General features: G+C 69.8%; 14 protein-coding genes and 1 pseudogene. 9 read left to right on the forward strand and 6 right to left on the reverse strand.

All coding sequences use genetic code 11. The features are described from left to right. Positions 1-114: 114 nt before the first annotated feature. The 6 genes from ACF1CT_RS29375 to ACF1CT_RS29400 all read left to right on the forward strand — a co-directional run bounded on the left by ACF1CT_RS29375 (position 115) and on the right by ACF1CT_RS29400 (position 7378). Positions 115-1155 (forward strand): BMP family protein, encoded by a 1041-nt coding sequence (locus ACF1CT_RS29375; RefSeq protein WP_391786999.1) that lies wholly within the window; start codon positions 115-117, stop codon positions 1153-1155. A gap of 280 nt (positions 1156-1435) precedes the next feature. Continuing rightward, positions 1436-3073, forward strand: coding sequence for an ABC transporter ATP-binding protein (locus ACF1CT_RS29380; protein ID WP_391787000.1), 1638 nt, complete (start codon positions 1436-1438; stop codon positions 3071-3073). Beyond that, entirely contained in the window at positions 3070-4188 is a 1119-nt protein-coding gene (locus ACF1CT_RS29385) for an ABC transporter permease (RefSeq protein ID WP_391787001.1), read from the forward strand. Before ACF1CT_RS29380 ends, ACF1CT_RS29385 begins: the two co-directional genes overlap by 4 nt. Then, positions 4185-5468 carry an ABC transporter permease gene (locus ACF1CT_RS29390; RefSeq protein ID WP_391787002.1) on the forward strand — a complete coding sequence of 428 codons (1284 nt, stop codon included), beginning with the start codon at positions 4185-4187 and terminating at the stop codon, positions 5466-5468. Before ACF1CT_RS29385 ends, ACF1CT_RS29390 begins: the two co-directional genes overlap by 4 nt. Next, the gene (locus ACF1CT_RS29395; RefSeq protein WP_391787003.1) at positions 5465-5863 is read left to right on the forward strand and encodes a cytidine deaminase; all 399 of its coding nucleotides are present in this window, start codon (positions 5465-5467) and stop codon (positions 5861-5863) included. Before ACF1CT_RS29390 ends, ACF1CT_RS29395 begins: the two co-directional genes overlap by 4 nt. Before the next feature lie 237 nt (positions 5864-6100). Further along, a complete protein-coding gene (locus ACF1CT_RS29400; protein ID WP_391787004.1) occupies positions 6101-7378 on the forward strand; it encodes a thymidine phosphorylase in 1278 nt (425 codons plus the stop codon). Positions 7379-7448: 70 nt separating this feature from the next. Here the strand turns inward: ACF1CT_RS29400 and ACF1CT_RS29405 are convergent, their stop codons facing one another. After that, complete coding sequence (locus tag ACF1CT_RS29405; protein ID WP_391787005.1) at positions 7449-10724, reverse strand: S8 family serine peptidase; 3276 nt, start codon at positions 10722-10724, stop codon at positions 7449-7451. Positions 10725-11126: 402 nt separating this feature from the next. On the opposite strand from ACF1CT_RS29405, the gene ACF1CT_RS29410 reads away from it, so the two are divergent. After that, positions 11127-11501 (forward strand): STAS domain-containing protein, encoded by a 375-nt coding sequence (locus tag ACF1CT_RS29410; protein WP_391787006.1) that lies wholly within the window; start codon positions 11127-11129, stop codon positions 11499-11501. A 212-nt stretch (positions 11502-11713) separates the two neighbouring features. On the opposite strand, the gene ACF1CT_RS29415 is transcribed toward ACF1CT_RS29410, so the two are convergent. From ACF1CT_RS29415 to ACF1CT_RS29435, 5 genes and pseudogenes are all read right to left on the reverse strand, one after another. After that, positions 11714-11896, reverse strand: coding sequence for a hypothetical protein (locus ACF1CT_RS29415; protein ID WP_391787007.1), 183 nt, complete (start codon positions 11894-11896; stop codon positions 11714-11716). Further along, positions 11893-12882, reverse strand: coding sequence for a sigma-70 family RNA polymerase sigma factor (locus ACF1CT_RS29420; RefSeq protein ID WP_391787008.1), 990 nt, complete (start codon positions 12880-12882; stop codon positions 11893-11895). Before ACF1CT_RS29420 ends, ACF1CT_RS29415 begins: the two co-directional genes overlap by 4 nt. Before the next feature lie 186 nt (positions 12883-13068). Next, positions 13069-13794, reverse strand: a complete 726-nt coding sequence (locus ACF1CT_RS29425) for a L,D-transpeptidase family protein (protein ID WP_391787009.1) — start codon at positions 13792-13794, stop codon at positions 13069-13071. Positions 13795-13915: 121 nt separating this feature from the next. Beyond that, positions 13916-14916 (reverse strand): annotated as a pseudogene (locus tag ACF1CT_RS29430) (IS481 family transposase). Beyond that, a complete protein-coding gene (locus ACF1CT_RS29435; RefSeq protein WP_391787010.1) occupies positions 14913-16175 on the reverse strand; it encodes a beta-ketoacyl-[acyl-carrier-protein] synthase family protein in 1263 nt (420 codons plus the stop codon). The pseudogene ACF1CT_RS29430 and the gene ACF1CT_RS29435 overlap by 4 nt, the downstream one beginning before the upstream one ends. Positions 16176-16240: 65 nt before the next feature. Here ACF1CT_RS29435 and ACF1CT_RS29440 point away from each other — a divergent pair, with 65 nt between their 5' ends. After that, the gene (locus ACF1CT_RS29440; protein ID WP_391787011.1) at positions 16241-16858 is read left to right on the forward strand and encodes a TetR/AcrR family transcriptional regulator C-terminal domain-containing protein; all 618 of its coding nucleotides are present in this window, start codon (positions 16241-16243) and stop codon (positions 16856-16858) included. 452 nt (positions 16859-17310) lie between these two features. Further along, a partial coding sequence (locus ACF1CT_RS29445) for a tectonin domain-containing protein (RefSeq protein WP_391787109.1) occupies positions 17311-17416 on the forward strand: 106 nt, incomplete at its 3' end.

The following is a 17416-nucleotide window of genomic DNA, read 5'->3' on the forward strand; positions in this document are numbered from 1 at the left end:
GACGATCCGATAACGGCTTCCGTACGGGGCTTTATCTGACATCTACGCGCGTTACGATCGCGGCGAAACCAGCGCCGGAAGAGGCGCTTCGGTCAGGTTTGAAGGAGCCTTCCCTTGCGCCGGGTATCCAAGATCACCGCTGCGTGTGCTGTCACCGCGACCCTCGCGCTCACCGCCTCCGCCTGCGGTGAGTCGTCCACCGAGAGCTCCGGCTCCGACAAGGGCAAGATGAAGATCGGCATGGCCTACGACGTGGGCGGCCGCGGCGACAACTCGTTCAACGACTCCGCCGCGCGTGGTCTGGACAAGGCCAAGTCGGAGCTCGGTGCCGACACGAAGGAGCTCACCGCGAAGACCGGTGAGACCCCGGCCGACCGCGAGCAGCGCCTCGAATCGCTTGCCGAGGGCGGCTACAACCCGGTCATCGCGGTCGGATTCGCGTACCAGAACGCGGTCGCCAAGATCGCGGCCAAGTACCCGAAGGTCAGCTTCGGTCTTGTCGACTCGGTCGCCGACGCGAAGAACGTCGACAACATCGTCTTCACCGAGGAGCAGGGCTCCTACCTCGCCGGCGTCGCCGCCGCGCTGAAGTCGAAGGACGGCCAGGTCGGCTTCATCGGCGGGGTGGACCTGCCGCTGATCAAGAAGTTCGCCGCGGGCTTCCAGCAGGGCGTCATGGAGACCAACCCGAAGGCCAAGGTGCAGATCCAGTACCTGTCCACGGGCTCGGACCTGTCCGGCTTCGGCAGCCCGGACAAGGGCTCCGCCGCCGCCAAGGGCATGCTCGACAAGGGCGCGGACGTGATCTTCGCCGCCGCGGGCGGTTCGGGCGCCGGTTCGATCGAGGCCGTCGCGGGCAAGAAGGGCGCCTGGTCCATCGGCGTCGACTCCGACCAGGCCCTCGACCCGTCGCTGGCGAAGTACAAGGACACGATCCTCACCTCCGTCGTCAAGAACGTCGACGGCGGTGTGTACGACCTGATCAAGTCGGTCAAGGACGGCAAGCCGCTGGCCGGTACGCAGACCTACACCCTTGCCAAGGACGGCGTCGGCCTGACCCTCACGGGCGACCACCTCAAGGACATCCAGGCCAAGCTCGACGAGGCGAAGAAGAAGATCGTCGACGGCGGCATCACCGTCAAGTCCACGCTCTGATCCCCTCGTGGACCGGGGCCCGGCGAGCCGCTTCGGCGGTTCGCACGGGCCCCGCGCGCGTAGGGCCCGGGGCCGTCATCGGGTAGCCGTGCGCACACGGTCCGCCACCTGTTGTCGGGTGGTCAACGATTCGATCGCGCTACGCGCGTAGCGCGCGTCGGACGCGGTACCTTTTCACGCTCCCGCCGCCTCCGTCCGACGAAACCCACCCCCCACCGTCTCCGCCCTCCGCTCCTGCCAAGGAGAGTGCGCCATCAACGCGTCAAGCAGCCCTCATGCCGTGGAGCTTCGCGGCATCACCAAGCGGTTCCCCGGAGTCGTGGCCAACCACGACATCGACATCACCGTGCGCCGCGGCACCGTCCACGCCCTCGTCGGCGAGAACGGCGCCGGCAAGTCCACACTGATGAAGATCCTGTACGGCATGCAGAAGCCGGACGAGGGCACCATCGCGGTGGACGGCGAACAGGTCTCGTTCCACAACCCCGGCGACGCCATCGACCGCGGTATCGGCATGGTGCACCAGCACTTCATGCTCGCCGACTACCTCACCGTCCTGGAGAACGTCGTCCTCGGCTCCGAGAAGCTGTACGGGATCGGCGACCGGGCCCGCGCCCGGATCAAGGAGATCTCCGACGCCTACGGTCTCGGCGTCCGCCCGGACGTCATGGTCGAGGACCTCGGGGTCGCCGACCAGCAGCGCGTGGAGATCCTCAAGGTCCTCTACCGCGGCGCCCGCACCCTGATCCTCGACGAGCCCACCGCCGTCCTGGTCCCGCAGGAGGTCGACGCGCTCTTCGACAACCTGCGCGAGCTCAAGGCGGAGGGCCTGACCGTCATCTTCATCTCGCACAAGCTGGGCGAGGTGCTGTCGGTCGCGGACGAGATCACCGTCATCCGGCGCGGTACCACCGTGGGCACCGCCGACCCGGCGAACACCACGACGAAGCAGCTCGCCGAGCTGATGGTCGGCAGCGAGCTGCCGTCCCCGGAGACCCGGGAGTCCACGGTCACCGACGTCCCGATGCTGACCGTCGAGGGGCTGCGGCTGAGCGCCGTCGACCCGGACGGTGTGGTGCGCTCGGTGCTCGACGGCATCGACTTCACCATCCACAAGGGCGAGGTCCTCGGTATCGCGGGCGTCGAGGGCAACGGCCAGTCCGAACTCGTCGACGCCATCATGGGCATGCGGAACCTCGACGCGGGCGTCCTCACCCTGGACGGCGCCGACATCACCCGCACCCCGACCCGCAGGCGCCGCGAGGACGGCATGGGCGTCATCCCCGAGGACCGCCACCGGCACGGGCTGCTGCTGGAGGCCCCGCTCTGGGAGAACCGCATCCTCGGCCACGTCACCGAGGCCCCCAACAGCAAGGGCGTGTTCCTCGACCTCAAGGGCGCCCGCGCCGACACCGAGCGGATCGTGCGCGAGTACGACGTCCGTACCCCCGGTATCGAGGTCACCGCCGCCTCCCTCTCCGGCGGCAACCAGCAGAAGCTGATCGTCGGCCGCGAGATGAGCCACCACCCCAAGCTGCTGATCGCCGCGCACCCCACCCGGGGCGTGGACGTCGGTGCCCAGGCGCAGATCTGGGACCAGATCCGCGAGGCACGTCGCGAGGGGCTGGCGGTGCTGCTGATCTCCGCCGACCTCGACGAGCTGATCGGACTCTCCGACACCCTGCGCGTCATGTACCGCGGCCGGCTTGTCGCGGACGCCGACCCGGCGTCCATCACCCCGGAGGAACTCGGCTCGGCGATGACGGGCGCGGCCTCCGGCCACCTCGAAGCGTCCGAGGAAGCGTCCGGGGAGGCAACCGCCGGGGAAGCAGCGGCCGAAGCGTCCGAGGACGCGTCCGCCGGGGACGGCGACGCACGCACCGACACCGACCCCCGGGACGGGGGAGAGGACCGATGAAGAAGATCGACAAGGAGCGGCTGCTCCTGGGGATCGCGGCCCCCGTACTCGCGATCGTGGTCGCCTTCCTGGTGACCGCGCTGGTGCTGGCCGCCACCGGCAAGGAGCCGTTCAGCGCCTTCGGCATCATGTTCGACTACGGCCTGAAGTCGGACAGCCAGGTCTACATCCTGAACAAGGCGACGACGTACTACCTCGCGGGTCTCGCGGTGGCCGTCGGCTTCCGGATGAACCTCTTCAACATCGGCGTCGACGGCCAGTACCGCCTCGCCGCCTTCTTCGCCGCCGCGGTCGGCGGCGCACTGACCCTGCCGGGCATCCTCCAGATCCCGCTGATCATCGTCACCGCGATGCTCGTCGGCGCGATGTGGGCCGGCATCGCCGGTGTCCTCAAGGTCACCCGCGGCGTCAGCGAGGTCGTCGCGACGATCATGCTGAACTCCATCGCGACGGCGATCATCGGCTACCTGCTCCAGCAGGGCCGCCTCGGCCACCTCGACGCGGCAGGCACGAAGATCTCCACCAAGCCGCTCCCGGAGTCCGCGCACTTCTTCGACTTCCCGACCACCCCGTCGCCCGTCTGGGGCTTCATCGTGGTCGCCGTGATCGCGGGCGTCCTGTACTGGTTCACGCTCTCCCGCACCCGGTTCGGCTTCGACCTGCGCACCGTCGGCCAGTCCGGCTCCGCGGCCGAGGCCAGCGGCGTCGACGTCAAGAAGATGGTCGTCACCTCGATGCTGATCTCCGGCGCCGTCGCCGGTCTGATCGGCATGCCGACCCTCCTCAACGACAGCTACGAGTACAGCGGCGACTTCCCGGTCGGCATCGGCTTCACCGGCATCGCCATCGCCCTCCTCGGGCGCAACCACCCCGTCGGCATCGCGCTCGGCGCACTGCTCTGGGGCTTCCTGGAGCGCGGCACCGGCAAGCTCGAATTCGAGGGCTACGACAAGGAGATCGTCGGCGTGATCCAGGGCGTCATCGTCCTGTGCGTCGTCATCGCCTACGAAGTCGTCCGCCGCTACGGACTCAAGCGCCAGCAGAGCAAGGTCGGCGCGGAACTCGCCGCCCAGGCCGCCGCCCGCAACAACGACCAGCAGGAGGTGTCGGCGTGAGCGCCACGGCGACTTCCACCACGCCGGCCCCCAAGGTCTCCGGCGGCAAGGGCGGCCGTACCCGCCTCTCCTTCCCCGTCGTACTGCTGATCGTCGCGGGCGCCCTGCTCGCGCTGTCCGCCGTACGCGCCATCACCGGAGCCGAGGACGTCACCTCGGCCGGGCAGATCAGCGCGGCGCTGGCCATGGCCGTGCCGATCGGGCTCGCCGGTCTCGGCGGTCTGTGGGCCGAGCGGGCCGGTGTGGTCAACATCGGCCTCGAAGGCATGATGATCCTGGGCACCTTCTTCGGCGCCTGGGCCGGCTGGCAGACCAACCCGTGGCTCGGCGTCCTCGCCGGTGTCGTCGGCGGCATGCTCGGCGGGCTGCTGCACGCCGTCGCGACCGTCACCTTCGGCGTCGACCACATCATCTCCGGCATCGCGATCAACATCCTGGCGCTCGGCTTCACCACCTACCTCGCCAAGCTCTGGTTCAACACGGGCGAGGCCGCGGCCAAGGGCGGCAGCCCGAAGCAGTCCCCACCGGCCGACGACATCACCTCGGTGACGATCCCCGGCCTCTCCGACGGGCTGCACTCCATCGAGAAACACCACTGGTTCTTCGTCTCCGACGTGGCGGGCATCCTCGGCGGACTGGTCACCAACCTGTCGCTGCTGACGATCGTCGCCGTGATCCTCTTCGCCCTCACCTTCTTCGTGCTGTGGAAGACCTCGTTCGGGCTGCGGCTGCGCTCCTGCGGCGAGAACCCGGTCGCCGCCGAATCGCTCGGTGTGAACGTCTACACGTACAAGTACATCGCGGTGATCGTCTCCGGCGGGATGGCCGGACTCGGCGGCGCCTTCCTCTCGCTGGTCACCTCGCACATCTACAACGAGGGCCAGACCGGCGGACGCGGCTACATCGGCCTCGCCGCGATGATCTTCGGTAACTGGCGGCCCGGCGGGCTCGCCATGGGCGCCGGGCTGTTCGGCTTCGCCGACGCGCTCCAGTTGCGCAACGGCGGCGAGTCCGTGCACGCCCTGCTCCTGCTGCTGGTGGTCGTCCTCGCCGTCCTCGCCGGCTGGAAGCTCTACCGCAAGAGCTTCGTCCAGGGCACGGTCAGCGCGGTGATCGCCGCCGCTGTGCTGGTCTGGTACCTCGCCACGGACAGCGTGCCCACCGAGTTCGTCAGCGCCACCCCGTACATCGTCACGCTGCTCGTCCTGTCCCTCTCCGCGCAACGGCTGCGCATGCCCAAGGCGGACGGCATGCGCTACCGGAAGGGCCAGGGCAAGTGACGGCCGCCGCGGAGGTCGACTGGGCGGAGCTGCGGAGCGCCGCCCGGTCCGCCATGACGCGCGCGTACGTCCCGTACTCGCACTACCCGGTCGGCGCCGCCGCCCGGGTGGACGACGGACGCACGGTGTCCGGCTGCAACGTCGAGAACGCCTCGTACGGCATCGGACTGTGCGCCGAATGCGGCCTCGTCTCCCAGCTGCACGCCACCGGGGGCGGTCGGCTCACCCACTTCACCTGCGTGGACGGGGCGGGCGAGATCCTGGTGCCGTGCGGCAGGTGCAGGCAGTTGCTGTACGAGTTCGGCGGACCGGAACTGGTCCTGGAGACGCCGGACGGGCTGCGCACGCTCGACCAGATGCTGCCGCAGGCGTTCGGCCCGGGCCATCTGGGATAACCGGCCCGACCGGACGGCACCGGCCCCTCACGGCGACGGCCGTCGCCCGGTGGTGCGGGGCACCGGCTGTCGCCCCGCACCACCGTGGCCCTTCCGCGCGTCGGGAGGGCCACCCCCACACCCACCCTCTATGCGCGTAGAGTCATGCGGGACTCCCGCGTATCCACGCACCGCGCACGGCGTACGCACGCACCGCGTGTACGCACCGCACGTACCGGCCGGAAGGACTCCCTGGACATGGACGCCATCTCCGTCATCCGCACCAAGCGGGACCGAGGCGAGCTGACCCCCGAGCAGATCGACTGGGTCATCGACGCGTACACCCGCGGCGAGGTCGCCGACGAGCAGATGTCCGCGCTGGCCATGGCAATCCTGCTGAACGGCATGAACCGCGGCGAGATCGCCCGCTGGACCGCCGCGATGATCGCCTCCGGCGAGCGCATGGACTTCGCGTCACTCTCCCGCCCCACCACCGACAAGCACTCCACCGGTGGTGTCGGCGACAAGATCACCCTGCCGCTCGCCCCGCTGGTCGCCGCGTGCGGCGCCGCCGTGCCGCAGCTCAGCGGCCGGGGCCTCGGCCACACCGGCGGCACCCTCGACAAGCTGGAGTCCATCCCCGGCTGGCGCGCCCACCTCTCCAACGAGGAGATGCGACACGTCCTGGACACCACCGGCGCGGTGATCTGCGCCGCCGGCGACGGGCTCGCCCCCGCCGACAAGAAGCTGTACGCGCTGCGCGACGTGACCGGCACCGTCGAGGCCATCCCGCTGATCGCCAGCTCCATCATGTCCAAGAAGATCGCCGAGGGCACCGGCGCGCTCGTGCTGGACGTCAAGGTCGGTTCCGGCGCCTTCATGAAGACCATCGAGGACGCCCGCGAACTCGCCTCCACCATGGTCGCGCTGGGCACCGACAGCGGGGTGCGGACGGTCGCGCTGCTCACCGACATGGCGACCCCGCTCGGTCTGACCGCGGGCAACGCCCTGGAGGTGCGCGAGGCCGTCGAGGTGCTGGCGGGCGGCGGTCCCAGGGACGTCGTCGATCTGACCCTGGCCCTGGCCCGCGAGATGCTGGACGCCGCCGGGCTCAAGGACGCCGACCCGGAGAAGGCCCTCGCCGACGGCTCCGCGATGGACGTCTGGCGCCGGATGATCTCCGCCCAGGGCGGCGACCCGGACGCCCCGCTCCCGGTCGCCCGCGAGCAGCACGTGGTCACGGCGCCGTCCACCGGTGTGCTGACCCGGATGGACGCCTACGACATCGGGGTCGCCGCCTGGCGCCTCGGCGCGGGCCGGGCCCGCAAGGAGGACGCGGTGCAGGCGGGTGCCGGCGTCGAGCTGCACGCCAGGCCCGGGGACACCGTCACCCAGGGGCAGCCGCTGCTGACCCTGCACACCGACACCCCCGAGAAGTTCGACGACGCGCTGGGGGTGCTGCCCGGTGCCTACGACATCGCCCCGGCGGGCACCGGCTTCACACCCACTCCGGTGGTGCGCGAGCGCATCGCGTGACCTGAGGTTCCCCCGCGCACGACAGGTGCCCCGGCGAGCCGACGGGCTCACCGGGGCACCTGCGGACTGCCTACTTGCCGAAGTAGGCGTGGTAGATCGCGACCGAGGACGTGTTGCCCTTCTTGTCCGTGACATCGGCCCTGAAGGAGATCGACTTCCCCTTGGCCGGGTTCTTCACGGAGAGTTCGCCCGCCTTGACGGCGTTCTTCCTCCAGGTCTTGCCGCCGTCGTAACTGACGTACACCGTCAGCGACTTGAGGTTCTTCCCGGCGGCCGCACCCTGCACCGTCACCGGCACCGAAGCCGCCTTGCCCGCGGCGACCTTTCCGTCCAGCCCCACCTCGGGGGTGAAGCGGACCGTGGAGACGGGCAGCGCGGTGAGGGCGGCGGTCTTCTTCGACCGGAAGGTCCAACCGGCGTCGATCCGGGAGGAGACGGCCGACGCCCTGGGGTCGAGCCGGACCGAGGTGGTCAGCCGGTAGTCGGCGGCGCCCGACGGCACGGTGACGGCCTCGCCCTCGAACGGGTTCTCGTTCTGGACGAGCTTCTTGCCGTTGCGGTACAGCACGGTCTTGATCGAGGCGTACTTCTGGGCGCCGTAGTTGCCGCTGCCGTCGGCCGAGAGCGGCAGATCAGTGATGAGGTCGTCGCCCTCGCGGAGGACCCCGAAGCCGGGGCCGAGCGCGGGGCCGAACACCGCGACGTTGGCCTTCTTCGTGTACGTCCGGCCCGCCTCGAAGGTCCGCGGGTCCTCGATGGTGTAGATCGAGTCGATGTCCGGGACGCCGTTGGCGTCCGCCTCGCCCTGCTGCATGACGTCGAAGGACCACTTCACCTTGTCGGCGCCGGACACGTAGGCGGTGACGGTGCCGGGCAGCTCGTGGGTGGACCAGGAGCCCCAGCCGCCGAACGAACCGGGGAGCAGCCCCGTCGCCGAGACGATGGCGCTCTTGTTCTTGGCGGAGGCGCCGATGCCGATCCTCACCTTGGCCAGCTGACCGGCGGTGAAGTTCCGCACGTATCCGGTCGCGGCCCGGGTCACCGGTCCGCCGACCGCGATGTCGTAGCGGGTCGAGCCGCCCGCGGTCCAGGTACCGGCCCACTGCTGGGAGACCGAGCCGTCCGTGACCTTCGGGCCCACGTGAGCGGTGCGCAGGCCCCGGTAGGAGTCCAGCAGCCAGCCGTAGGTGTAGCCGTTGTCGTCCCCCAGGTCGAACTGGATCTCTGGGGCGGCCATCTGGTTCCTGGCGCCCTTGGCGGGAAGGGTGAAGGACACCGGCTTCGTGGTGCGCGCGTCGAGGGTGACACGGGTGTTGCCGGTGATGTCCAGCTTCGGCCGGGACAGCCAGTCCATGCCCTTGGTGGTGTCCTCGGGGTCGGTGTACACGACCGAGTTGAGCGCGTAAGAGCCCTTGGGCGCCCGCACCTTCGCCGTGGCGTCGTCGCCCGACGGGCTGAGCCACACGCCGAGTGCCGGGCCGGAGAGGCCCGCCAGGTCGTTCTCGTAGAACGCGGCGGGCTTGCCGTCACGCCCGATGACCTTGATCGTCAGGTCGTACGACTCGACCTCGCGCTCGACCGCCGCGGCGGTGCGGACGGTCTGCCCGCCACCGGTGGCGACGAGGTACGCGGAGTAGTTCCCGTCGGCGGTGCCGCCGAGCCTGGTGTTCACGGTCAGCGGCACATCGGCGCTGCCGCCCGCGGGGACGGTCACCTTCTTCGTGCCGACGGTGAAGAATCCGGCCGGGGCGGGCTTGCCCGCCGGGCCGGTGCCGTCGACCGCGAGGTCGAGCGTGATGTCGGCCTTCCCCAGATTGCGGTAGGTGACCTGCTTGGTGACCGGGGTGTCGTCGGTGTGCGGCCACTGCTGCACACCGAAGTTGACCGACACCGGGTCGGCGATGACGGTCTGACCGATCGCCCGGTCGAGTGCGATCCGGCCGGAGCCCTGCTGGAACGGGGTGTAGGCGCCCGGCTTCGTCGAGGCGGTGAGCGCTCCCTTGAGCTCGGTGTACCTCCACTCCGGGTGCTGCTGCTTGAGGAGCGCCGCGGCGCCCGCGACGTGCGGGGTCGCCATCGACGTGCCGGAGATCGTCAGATAGCCGGGCGGGTTCTGCCCGACCTCCTGGTCGATGGCCGAGCCGGGGGCCGCCGCGGCCGTGATGTCCACGCCGGGGGCCGTGACATCGGGCTTGATCGCACCGTCGCCGACGCGCGGGCCCCTGCTGGAGAAGTCGGCGAGTACGTCGTCGTGGTCGACCGCGCCGACGGTCAGCGCGGCGTCCGCGCTGCCGGGCGAGCCGACCGTGCCCGCGCCGTCGCCCTCGTTGCCCGCCGCGATGGCGAAGAGGACGCCCTTCTCGGCCGACAGCTTGTTGACCGCCGCTTCCAGGGGGTCGATCTCCGGGGTGTCGGTGCCGCCGAGGCTCAGGTTGATGACGTCGGCGCCCTGCGCTGCCGCCCACTCCATACCGGCCAGGATGCCCGAGTCGTCGCCGAACCCGTTGTCGTCGAGGACCTTGCCCTCGATCAGTCTGGCGTCCGGGGCCACGCCCTTGAACTTTCCGCCGGACTTGGCACCGGTACCGGCGGCGATCGACGACACATGGGTGCCGTGGCCGACCCGGTCCTGGGTGTCGGGCGAGGTGGAGAAGTTCTTCGCCTCCAGGATCTGGCCCCTGAGGTCCGGGTGGGTGGCGTCCGCGCCGGTGTCCAGGACGGCGATCTTGACGCCCTTCCCGGTGTAACCGGCCTTCCAGGCGGCCGGGGTGCCGATCTGCGGGACGCTCCTGTCCAGGCTCGCCCTGCGGACGCCGTCCAGCCAGACCCGGTCGATGCCCGCGGCCGCGGTGCGCTGGATCCCGCGCGGGGGCTTGGTGGTGAGCGCCTTCCAGATGTCCTGGGCGTCGTCGACCGGGGTGGTCACCGACTCGGCGTTCAACGACGTCAGGGTCCGGTCGATCCGGGTGGAACCCGCGTCACGGACCTCGGCCCTCGCGGTCGGTGCCCGGTCGCCGCGGTAGGAGACGATGAGTTTCAGGCCGGACTTCTGGGACCTGCGGATCTCCGCGCGGTTCAGCTCGGTGATGTCGAACAGCCGGCGGTCCAGCGTGCCGGATCCGATCAACCGGTGGGCGTCGGCAGGGACGAGCAGGGTGTGCCCGTTGCGTATCTGCCGCTGCACGGGTATGTGTTCACGCCCGGCGGCGGGCCGGAAGCGCAGGATCCCGCCCTTGGCGTCCACCGTCACGCGGTCGCCGGTGATGAGCGTCAGCTCGTGCCGGTCCGCCGACGGCGCACCGGCCTTCCGGGCGGTGTCGGGCTGTGCCGCGGCCGGGGTGGTCATTCCCGCCGCGAGAGCCACGGCGGCAGCCGCGGCGATGGTCGATACACACGCGTTTCTCACGTGTTCGCGCAACTCTCCCCCTGGAGAATCAGGCGGCCCGAGGGCCGCTGGTCAGTCGGCACCGATGGGGACGGTTGGTGTCGACCGGTCACCCATCAAGAGGAGGATCCGGTCGCGGGGGTTCACAGCAGGCTCACAGCTGACCGGAGTTGACGGAAGATCACCGGTCCAGGACCGGACCGGGACCGGACCGGAGGCGCGGTCTCAGCAGCCGGGCGTGCGGCCCCGACGGGTACGGATCCGCTGCGGGACCGGTGTCAACGGGGATCCCGACGGGTGGGAGACGGGAGGGAACCGGGGGGAGGGGCGGGCGGGAACCGGTCGGGCGGGGAGGAGACAGCGATGAGTTTCGGCCGTCGGACCGGTCTGCCTGATGTGGAATCCGTGAACCCGAACGTTCTCGTCGTCACCGGCCGCGTCACGCGGGCCGAGATGCCGGGGCTCTGTGCCGAACTGGAGTCGCTGCTGCACGGCCCCGAGGGTGTCGTCCGCGGCCCCGACAGCGGGGTGGACTGCGATGTCGGCGGCGTCGAGCACCCGGACCTGACCCTGGTCGAGGCCATAGCGCGACTGGGACTCGTCGCGCGCCGGGCCGGCGGCAAACGGCTGCGGCTGCGCAACACACCACCCGAACTGCGCGGCCTGATCGACCTGGTGGGGCTCGCCGACGTGGTGGACGTGGTGTGCGGGCCGGGCCCCGGAGACACCGGGGCCTGACCCGCGGACACCGGTCGTCCGCCGACGCCCACGCCGACCCGGCGCCCGGCCGTACCCGCCCAGGCGTTCACGTCCGCCGTACCGGCCCCCGTCGTTCACGCCCGGCCGTGCCGGTCGGGTGCGGCGCGCGGCCATCTGACTGATGCCGGTGCCTCTTTGGGAACGCCCCACCGGGGACCGGTGACGGCGCGCCCGTCACGCGGGCGGCGCCGTCACCGGCCCTCGTGCTCCGGTTGTGGTCCCGGTTCCGCGTCGGGGTTCGGGATCCATTCCGCTCCGGGGACGGGGCGGCCGTCGGTGGCGGAGGGCTCGCCCAGCCATCGGGTCGCCGCCCAACCGCCCATAAGCAGGACCAGCCAGCCCGCCACCAGCCACATGCGGACGCCGCGCCTCATGCCGCGGTGGCGTCCAGGTGATCGGGCAGCCCGAACAACGGGAACCAGCGAGGTGTGTCCAGGAAGCAGTGCAGCCCGGTGATGGACCCCTCCGAGATGTCGATGACCTGCACCGCCCACGGCACGAACCCCGGTCCGTCCGGGTCGGGCTTGTAGTGCGCGAACGCCGGAGTGCCGTTCGCCTGTGTCGGCACCAGCCGCGAGCCCGCACAGCCCGCGCCGATGGTCTCCATGAACCCGGTGATGTCGTCGTGCCCCCGCAGCCAGAGGTCGAACGGCGGCATGGTCATCACCGCGTCCTCGTGGAGCAGGGCGGTCAGCGCCGCCATGTCGTACCCCTCGAAGGCGGCGACGTACCGGTCGAGCAGCTTGCGCTGCTCCTCGTCGAGCGGGTTCGCGCTGTCCGCGGCCTTGTCGCCGTGCTCGGTGAGGGTGGCGCGCGCCCGCTGGAGGGCGCTGTTCACGGAGGCGACCGAGGTGTCGAGCAGTTCGGCGACCTCGCTCGCCTTCCAGGCCAGCACCTCGCGCAGGATCAGCACGGCCCGCTGCTTCGGCGGCAGGTGCTGCAACGCCGCCACGAACGCGAGCCGCACCGACTCGCGTGCCACCGCGGCCTCCGCCGGGTCCTCGACCGACGGCAGGATGCGGCCGTCCGGCATCGGCTCCAGCCAGGTGTTCTCCGGCAGCGGGTTCAGCGCCGCCTGGGCGAGCGGCGTCGGACCCGACAGATCGACCGGGCGGGCCCGCTTGTTGCCCGCGTTCAGCATGTCCAGACAGACGTTGGTGGCGATCCGGTACAACCAGGACCGCAGCGACGAACGCCCCTCGAACTTCTCGAAGTTGCGCCAGGCGCGCACCAGTGTGTCCTGTACCGCGTCCTCCGCCTCGAAGGCGGAGCCGAGCATCCGGTAGCAGTAGCCGGTCAGCTCGACCCGGTACCCCTCCAGACGACTGTCGAGGTCCGCCGTCGCTGTCAGATCACTCATCGCTCCACCCCTGTTGCGCTGTGACACCGCTCACTTCAGCACTTCGGAAGCTACAGCAGACCACTGACAACGGGGGCGGGAAGCGTCGAAGCCGCACACACTCCGGCAAGTGTCCGGACGACGACCGGGCCGCACCCGCCCGGTGGGGTGCGGTGCGGCCCGGCCGGACGGAGTCCGTCCGCCGGATCAGGTGCCGGGCTTGCGCCCGTACACGTACACCTCGTCGCCGTTCCGCAGCAGCTTCCAGTACGCCTTGGCGTCGGCGTCCCGCATGTTGACGCAACCGTGCGAGCCCGGCGGGTTCCACATCTTCACGCCCACCGAGTGGAAAGCCTGCCCGCCGTCGAAGAACTGCGCGTACGGCATCCGCACGTGGTAGATCGACGACACGTGGTCGATGTGCCGCCAGTAGATCTTCTTCAGCCCGGTGCGCGTCTCGTACTTGTCGCGCCCGGTCCGCACCGGCACGGGACCGAACTTCAGCTTGCCGCCGTCCTGGATCCAGGACAGTTGCCGGGTCAGGTCGACGCACGCGATGCGCCCCTTGTCGGTGGGGCACTTCTTCGCCCTGTCGGGGTTCTTGCCGGCGGCCTTCTGGTCGGTGAGCGTCTTCATCGTGCGCCAGGTGACCGGCCCCGCGTAACCGATGGTGGGGGTGACCCCGTAGGTGCTCTGGAACGACCGGATCGCCTTGCAGTCGGCCGCCGACTGCTTGCCGTCGACCGGTCGGTGCAGGTACTTCTCCACCTGCTTCTGGTAGGGCCCGGCGGACGTGGTGCAGGTCGCCGCCTGCGCCGATCCGCCGGTGCCCAGAACGAGGGCGGGCGCCGCCGTCAGTACGGCCGCGGAGACGGCGAGCGCGCGCCGCAGCCGTATCCCTCCCGTGGTGGTGATGACTCTCGTCTGCCTCATCTGTGCCGATTCCCCCTTGCTCTGTCGCGGCCCTGTGCCGCTGCCGGTTCGCATGCCCGTGCGACCGCGTTCCCCATGCCGTGACCGGAAGGTCTCGTCGGCCGACGACGCCCGCGCAGCACTAGATGTAGGAGGCCAGGACATTACTGACGCCTGGCGTAACCGCGACGCAGGAGGTTCTCCATCAGCAGCGCTGTGGGGGCGGTGGAAGTTGTAGTGGATGTTCCAGGTCGCGAGCGCTTCTCTACGCTGGTCTTCGGATGCCCAGGCGCGGGCGTAGAGGAACTCCTCGGCAAGGATGCGGTTGTATCTCTCCACCTTCCCGTTGTGTCGAGGCGTGTACGGGGTGATCCGCTGGTGGCGTGACCCGAGCAGGGCCCGAGCGAATGCGTCAGCGCGGTAGCAGGCACCGTTGTCGGTCACGACTCGCTCGATGTGGGTGATGCCATGGGCAGCGAACCAGACTCGCGCCCGGTGGAGGAACGCGACGGCAGTGGCCGCCTTCTCGTCAGGGAGCTCTTCGGTGTAGGCGAGCCTGGAGTACCCGTCGATGGCGGAATGGAGGTACACGTAGCCGCCGCGCTCGCTCTTGCCCTTGCGGCGCTCGACTGCCTTTGCTTGTTGACTTCCGCGACCGTGGATACGCCAGCCACCACCGTCGGGGATCCGGCCGGCCTTCTTCACGTCCACGTGCACCATGTGGCCGGGCCGTCGAGCAGTGATCGTCCGCAGCTCTCGGTTGGTCTTGCCGTTGGGGTCGATGAACTTCCGCCGGTTCAGACCGAGGGCGGCCAGGTGGCGGGTGACCGTGCGGCGCGAGAGCACAATCCCGTCGACGGCGAGCTCGTGGGCGATGCGAGTGGCCGACCACTTGTGGGCACGCCGCATCTCCTCAATGCGTGTGACCACGTCGACTGGTGTCGCACTCGGCTGATGGTGCGGCGTCGAGCTTCGATCAACCAACCCGAGTTCGCCGTGTCGCCGGTGCCGGTTCACCCACTTCGACGCCGTTGCTCGGGAGATCCCCATCTCTGCGGCGACATGCGCGATCGGACGAGTCTTGCAACGTTCGATCAATCGGCGGCGACCCTCCACGGACAATGGTGCGTTCGCGTGGGTCATGGCCTCGTCGAGGCCGTACGGGACGCGTGGTGCCGTGCGCCGGTGACGATGAGTGAGACGTTCTGTCCACCGAAGCCGAAGGAATTGCTGAGCACGGCCTCTTGGCGGACGTCTCGTCGCTCTGCGACGACATCGAGATCGATGTCGGGCCCGACGCCGGCCGCGGTGAGGTTGCGGGTCGGCGGGATGACGCCGTGCTCCACACTGAGGACGGCGATGAGCGCCTCGATCGCGCCGGCGGCGCCAAAGAGATGACCGAGCGCCGCCTTGGGGGCTGTCACGGTGGCGCGGCCGAATACTTCCCCGATCGCGTGTGCCTCGGCGACGTCGCCGACCGGAGTTCCGGTGGCATGGGCGTTGATGTGGCTGATCTGCTCGGGAGTCAAACCGGCTTGCGCAAGGGCCTTCCGCATAGCGGAGACCTGACCGGAGCCGTCGGGAGCGGGTGCCGTGATGTGGTGAGCGTCGGCGGCGATGCCGGCGCCCGCGAGTACAGCGTGGACGCGCGCGCCTCGGGCGCTGGCGTGCTCGGCGCTTTCGAGCACCACGACAGCGGCGCCTTCGCTGAGGACGAATCCGCTGCGGTCCGCGGCGAACGGCCGGGACGCTGACGCGGGTTCGACGGTGTACCGCGACAGTGCTTGTGCCTGGGCGAAGCCGGCAACGGTGATCGGGGTGATCGCGGCCTCGGTCCCGCCCGCGATCACCACGTCCGCCTCGCCGGCACGGATGAGCCTGGCCCCCAGGGCGATCGCCTCGGCACCGGAAGAGCACGCCGAGACGGGCGTGTAGACCCCGGCCCGTGCGCCGTATTCGATACTGATCAGCGCCGCCGCCGCATTGGGCATGAGCATCGGGACCGTGCGTGGTGAGACGCGCCGCGTCCCGGCCGCTTCCAGTACGTCGTCTTCCTTCAGCAGCGTCCGTACGCCCCCGATGCCCGTGCCGATCGCTGATGCAAGCCGGTCCGGGTCCACCCGCGGGGCACCGGCATCGGCCCAGGCTTCGGCCGCCGCGGCGAAGGCCGCCTGCTGCGAGCGGTCGAGCCGCCTGGCCTGCACCGGCAGCAGCAACTCGGCGGGGTCGATCGCCATCGTCCCCGCGACGGTGTCGGGAAGACCGACATCCTCGTGGCCGCGCAGGACGCCGCCGCGGATGCCCGACTCGCCGGCAAGCAGGGCGTCCCAGGTGGACGCCACGTCTGCCCCGAGTGGGGTGATCGCGCCGAGTCCGGTCACGACGACTTCAGTCTGGTGCATGCCCTTCAATCTTTCTTGTATGCGATACAAGCGAACAGCCTTGTTGTATCACATACAATTTTGGCGTGGAGAAGAAGCGAACCGAAGCTCGATCAACGTCGGCTCGGTCGCGTGACCGCGGTCGCGCGACGAGGCGCCGGCTGATAGAGGCAACTGCACAGCTCTGCAAGGAGCGGCCCGGCGCTGAGGTGAGCGTCGCGGAGATCGCGAACGCGGCAGGCGTCTTCCCCAATCAGGTCACCTACTACTTCGGCTCCAAGGACTCGCTCCTCGTGCACGCCGCCTTTCTCGGCTTGCTGCACGACGCCCGACGGATTGAGCGCCTCGGTCGCCAAGCCCCCGATGCGGCGACATTTCGGCGCAACATCGCCCGCGCCGCACTGGCCATGCCCTCGCTCCCATCGGTCGCGCGAGCACTCGCCGCCGGGATCTCCAAGCCAGAACTCGCCCCCGTGGTCGACCGGCACCTCCAGTTGTTGTTCCGGCAATCCGAGCGCTTCGTGAGCCAGCTCATCGACGGTCGCGGCTGGAGGGCCCGCCGACCGCTCGACGTGGAGGTCAGGACGTTCTGGAGCACCGCGCTCGGCGCAGTGCTGCTCGTCCGGGCCGGGGCACACGGCACTGTCGCCGACCTCGACCTCGCCGGAGCAATGACCATCCACGACGAACCCGAGCGCGGCTAGTTCAGACAAACGGGCCTGCGGCGACGACGTGTGCCGTTCCCGCGCGACGGTGGCCTCGTCGCGGTCGGCATGTTCGCCGACGAACTCCACTGTTGCGCCTAGAGCAAGGCGTCAAGAACCTGCTTGCCAGCAACAACTAGACGTTCACCGAGGAGCGGACGGTTGTGCGTGGAATGTCTCGGTTCTGTCTCCGGCCCGCGCCCCCGTCCGGTCCCGGTTCGCCGCGGGCGTCAACCGGAAAGGCCCCCGATGCCTGTGTGAGGTACGGGACTTTCGGACAACCGGGATCCGCACGTCGGTGGTCCCGTCGACGTCCCCGGGGCGCCGAATCACCAAACGACCACTTCCGGACTATTTGGATATCTCATCGTGATAAAGGACTGTTTGGGTGAATCGTCGGGGTGTCAAGGATCTGGGGGCAGTGAACGACGCGGCGAGAAAGCGAGCGCACCATGGCTGAATGGCAGCAGGTCTCCGGTTCCCTGAAGGCGATTTCGGCGGGGTCGCGGACGAATGTGTGGGGGGTGAACGCGGCGGGGAACATCTACCGCTACACCA

This window comes from Streptomyces sp. NPDC014734, from assembly GCF_043083325.1.
Taxonomy (GTDB): Bacteria; Actinomycetota; Actinomycetes; order Streptomycetales; family Streptomycetaceae; genus Streptomyces.

Coding starts and splice junctions, on each gene's coding strand:
- ACF1CT_RS29385 (WP_391787001.1), top strand. CDS start 3,070: ATGAAGAAGATCGACAAGGAGCGGCTGCTCCTGGGGATCGCGGCCCCC.
- ACF1CT_RS29400 (WP_391787004.1), top strand. CDS start 6,101: ATGGACGCCATCTCCGTCATCCGCACCAAGCGGGACCGAGGCGAGCTG.
- ACF1CT_RS29405 (WP_391787005.1), bottom strand. CDS start 10,724: ATGACCACCCCGGCCGCGGCACAGCCCGACACCGCCCGGAAGGCCGGT.
- ACF1CT_RS29410 (WP_391787006.1), top strand. CDS start 11,127: ATGAGTTTCGGCCGTCGGACCGGTCTGCCTGATGTGGAATCCGTGAAC.
- ACF1CT_RS29415 (WP_391787007.1), bottom strand. CDS start 11,896: ATGAGGCGCGGCGTCCGCATGTGGCTGGTGGCGGGCTGGCTGGTCCTG.
- ACF1CT_RS29420 (WP_391787008.1), bottom strand. CDS start 12,882: ATGAGTGATCTGACAGCGACGGCGGACCTCGACAGTCGTCTGGAGGGG.
- ACF1CT_RS29425 (WP_391787009.1), bottom strand. CDS start 13,794: ATGAGGCAGACGAGAGTCATCACCACCACGGGAGGGATACGGCTGCGG.
- ACF1CT_RS29435 (WP_391787010.1), bottom strand. CDS start 16,175: ATGCACCAGACTGAAGTCGTCGTGACCGGACTCGGCGCGATCACCCCA.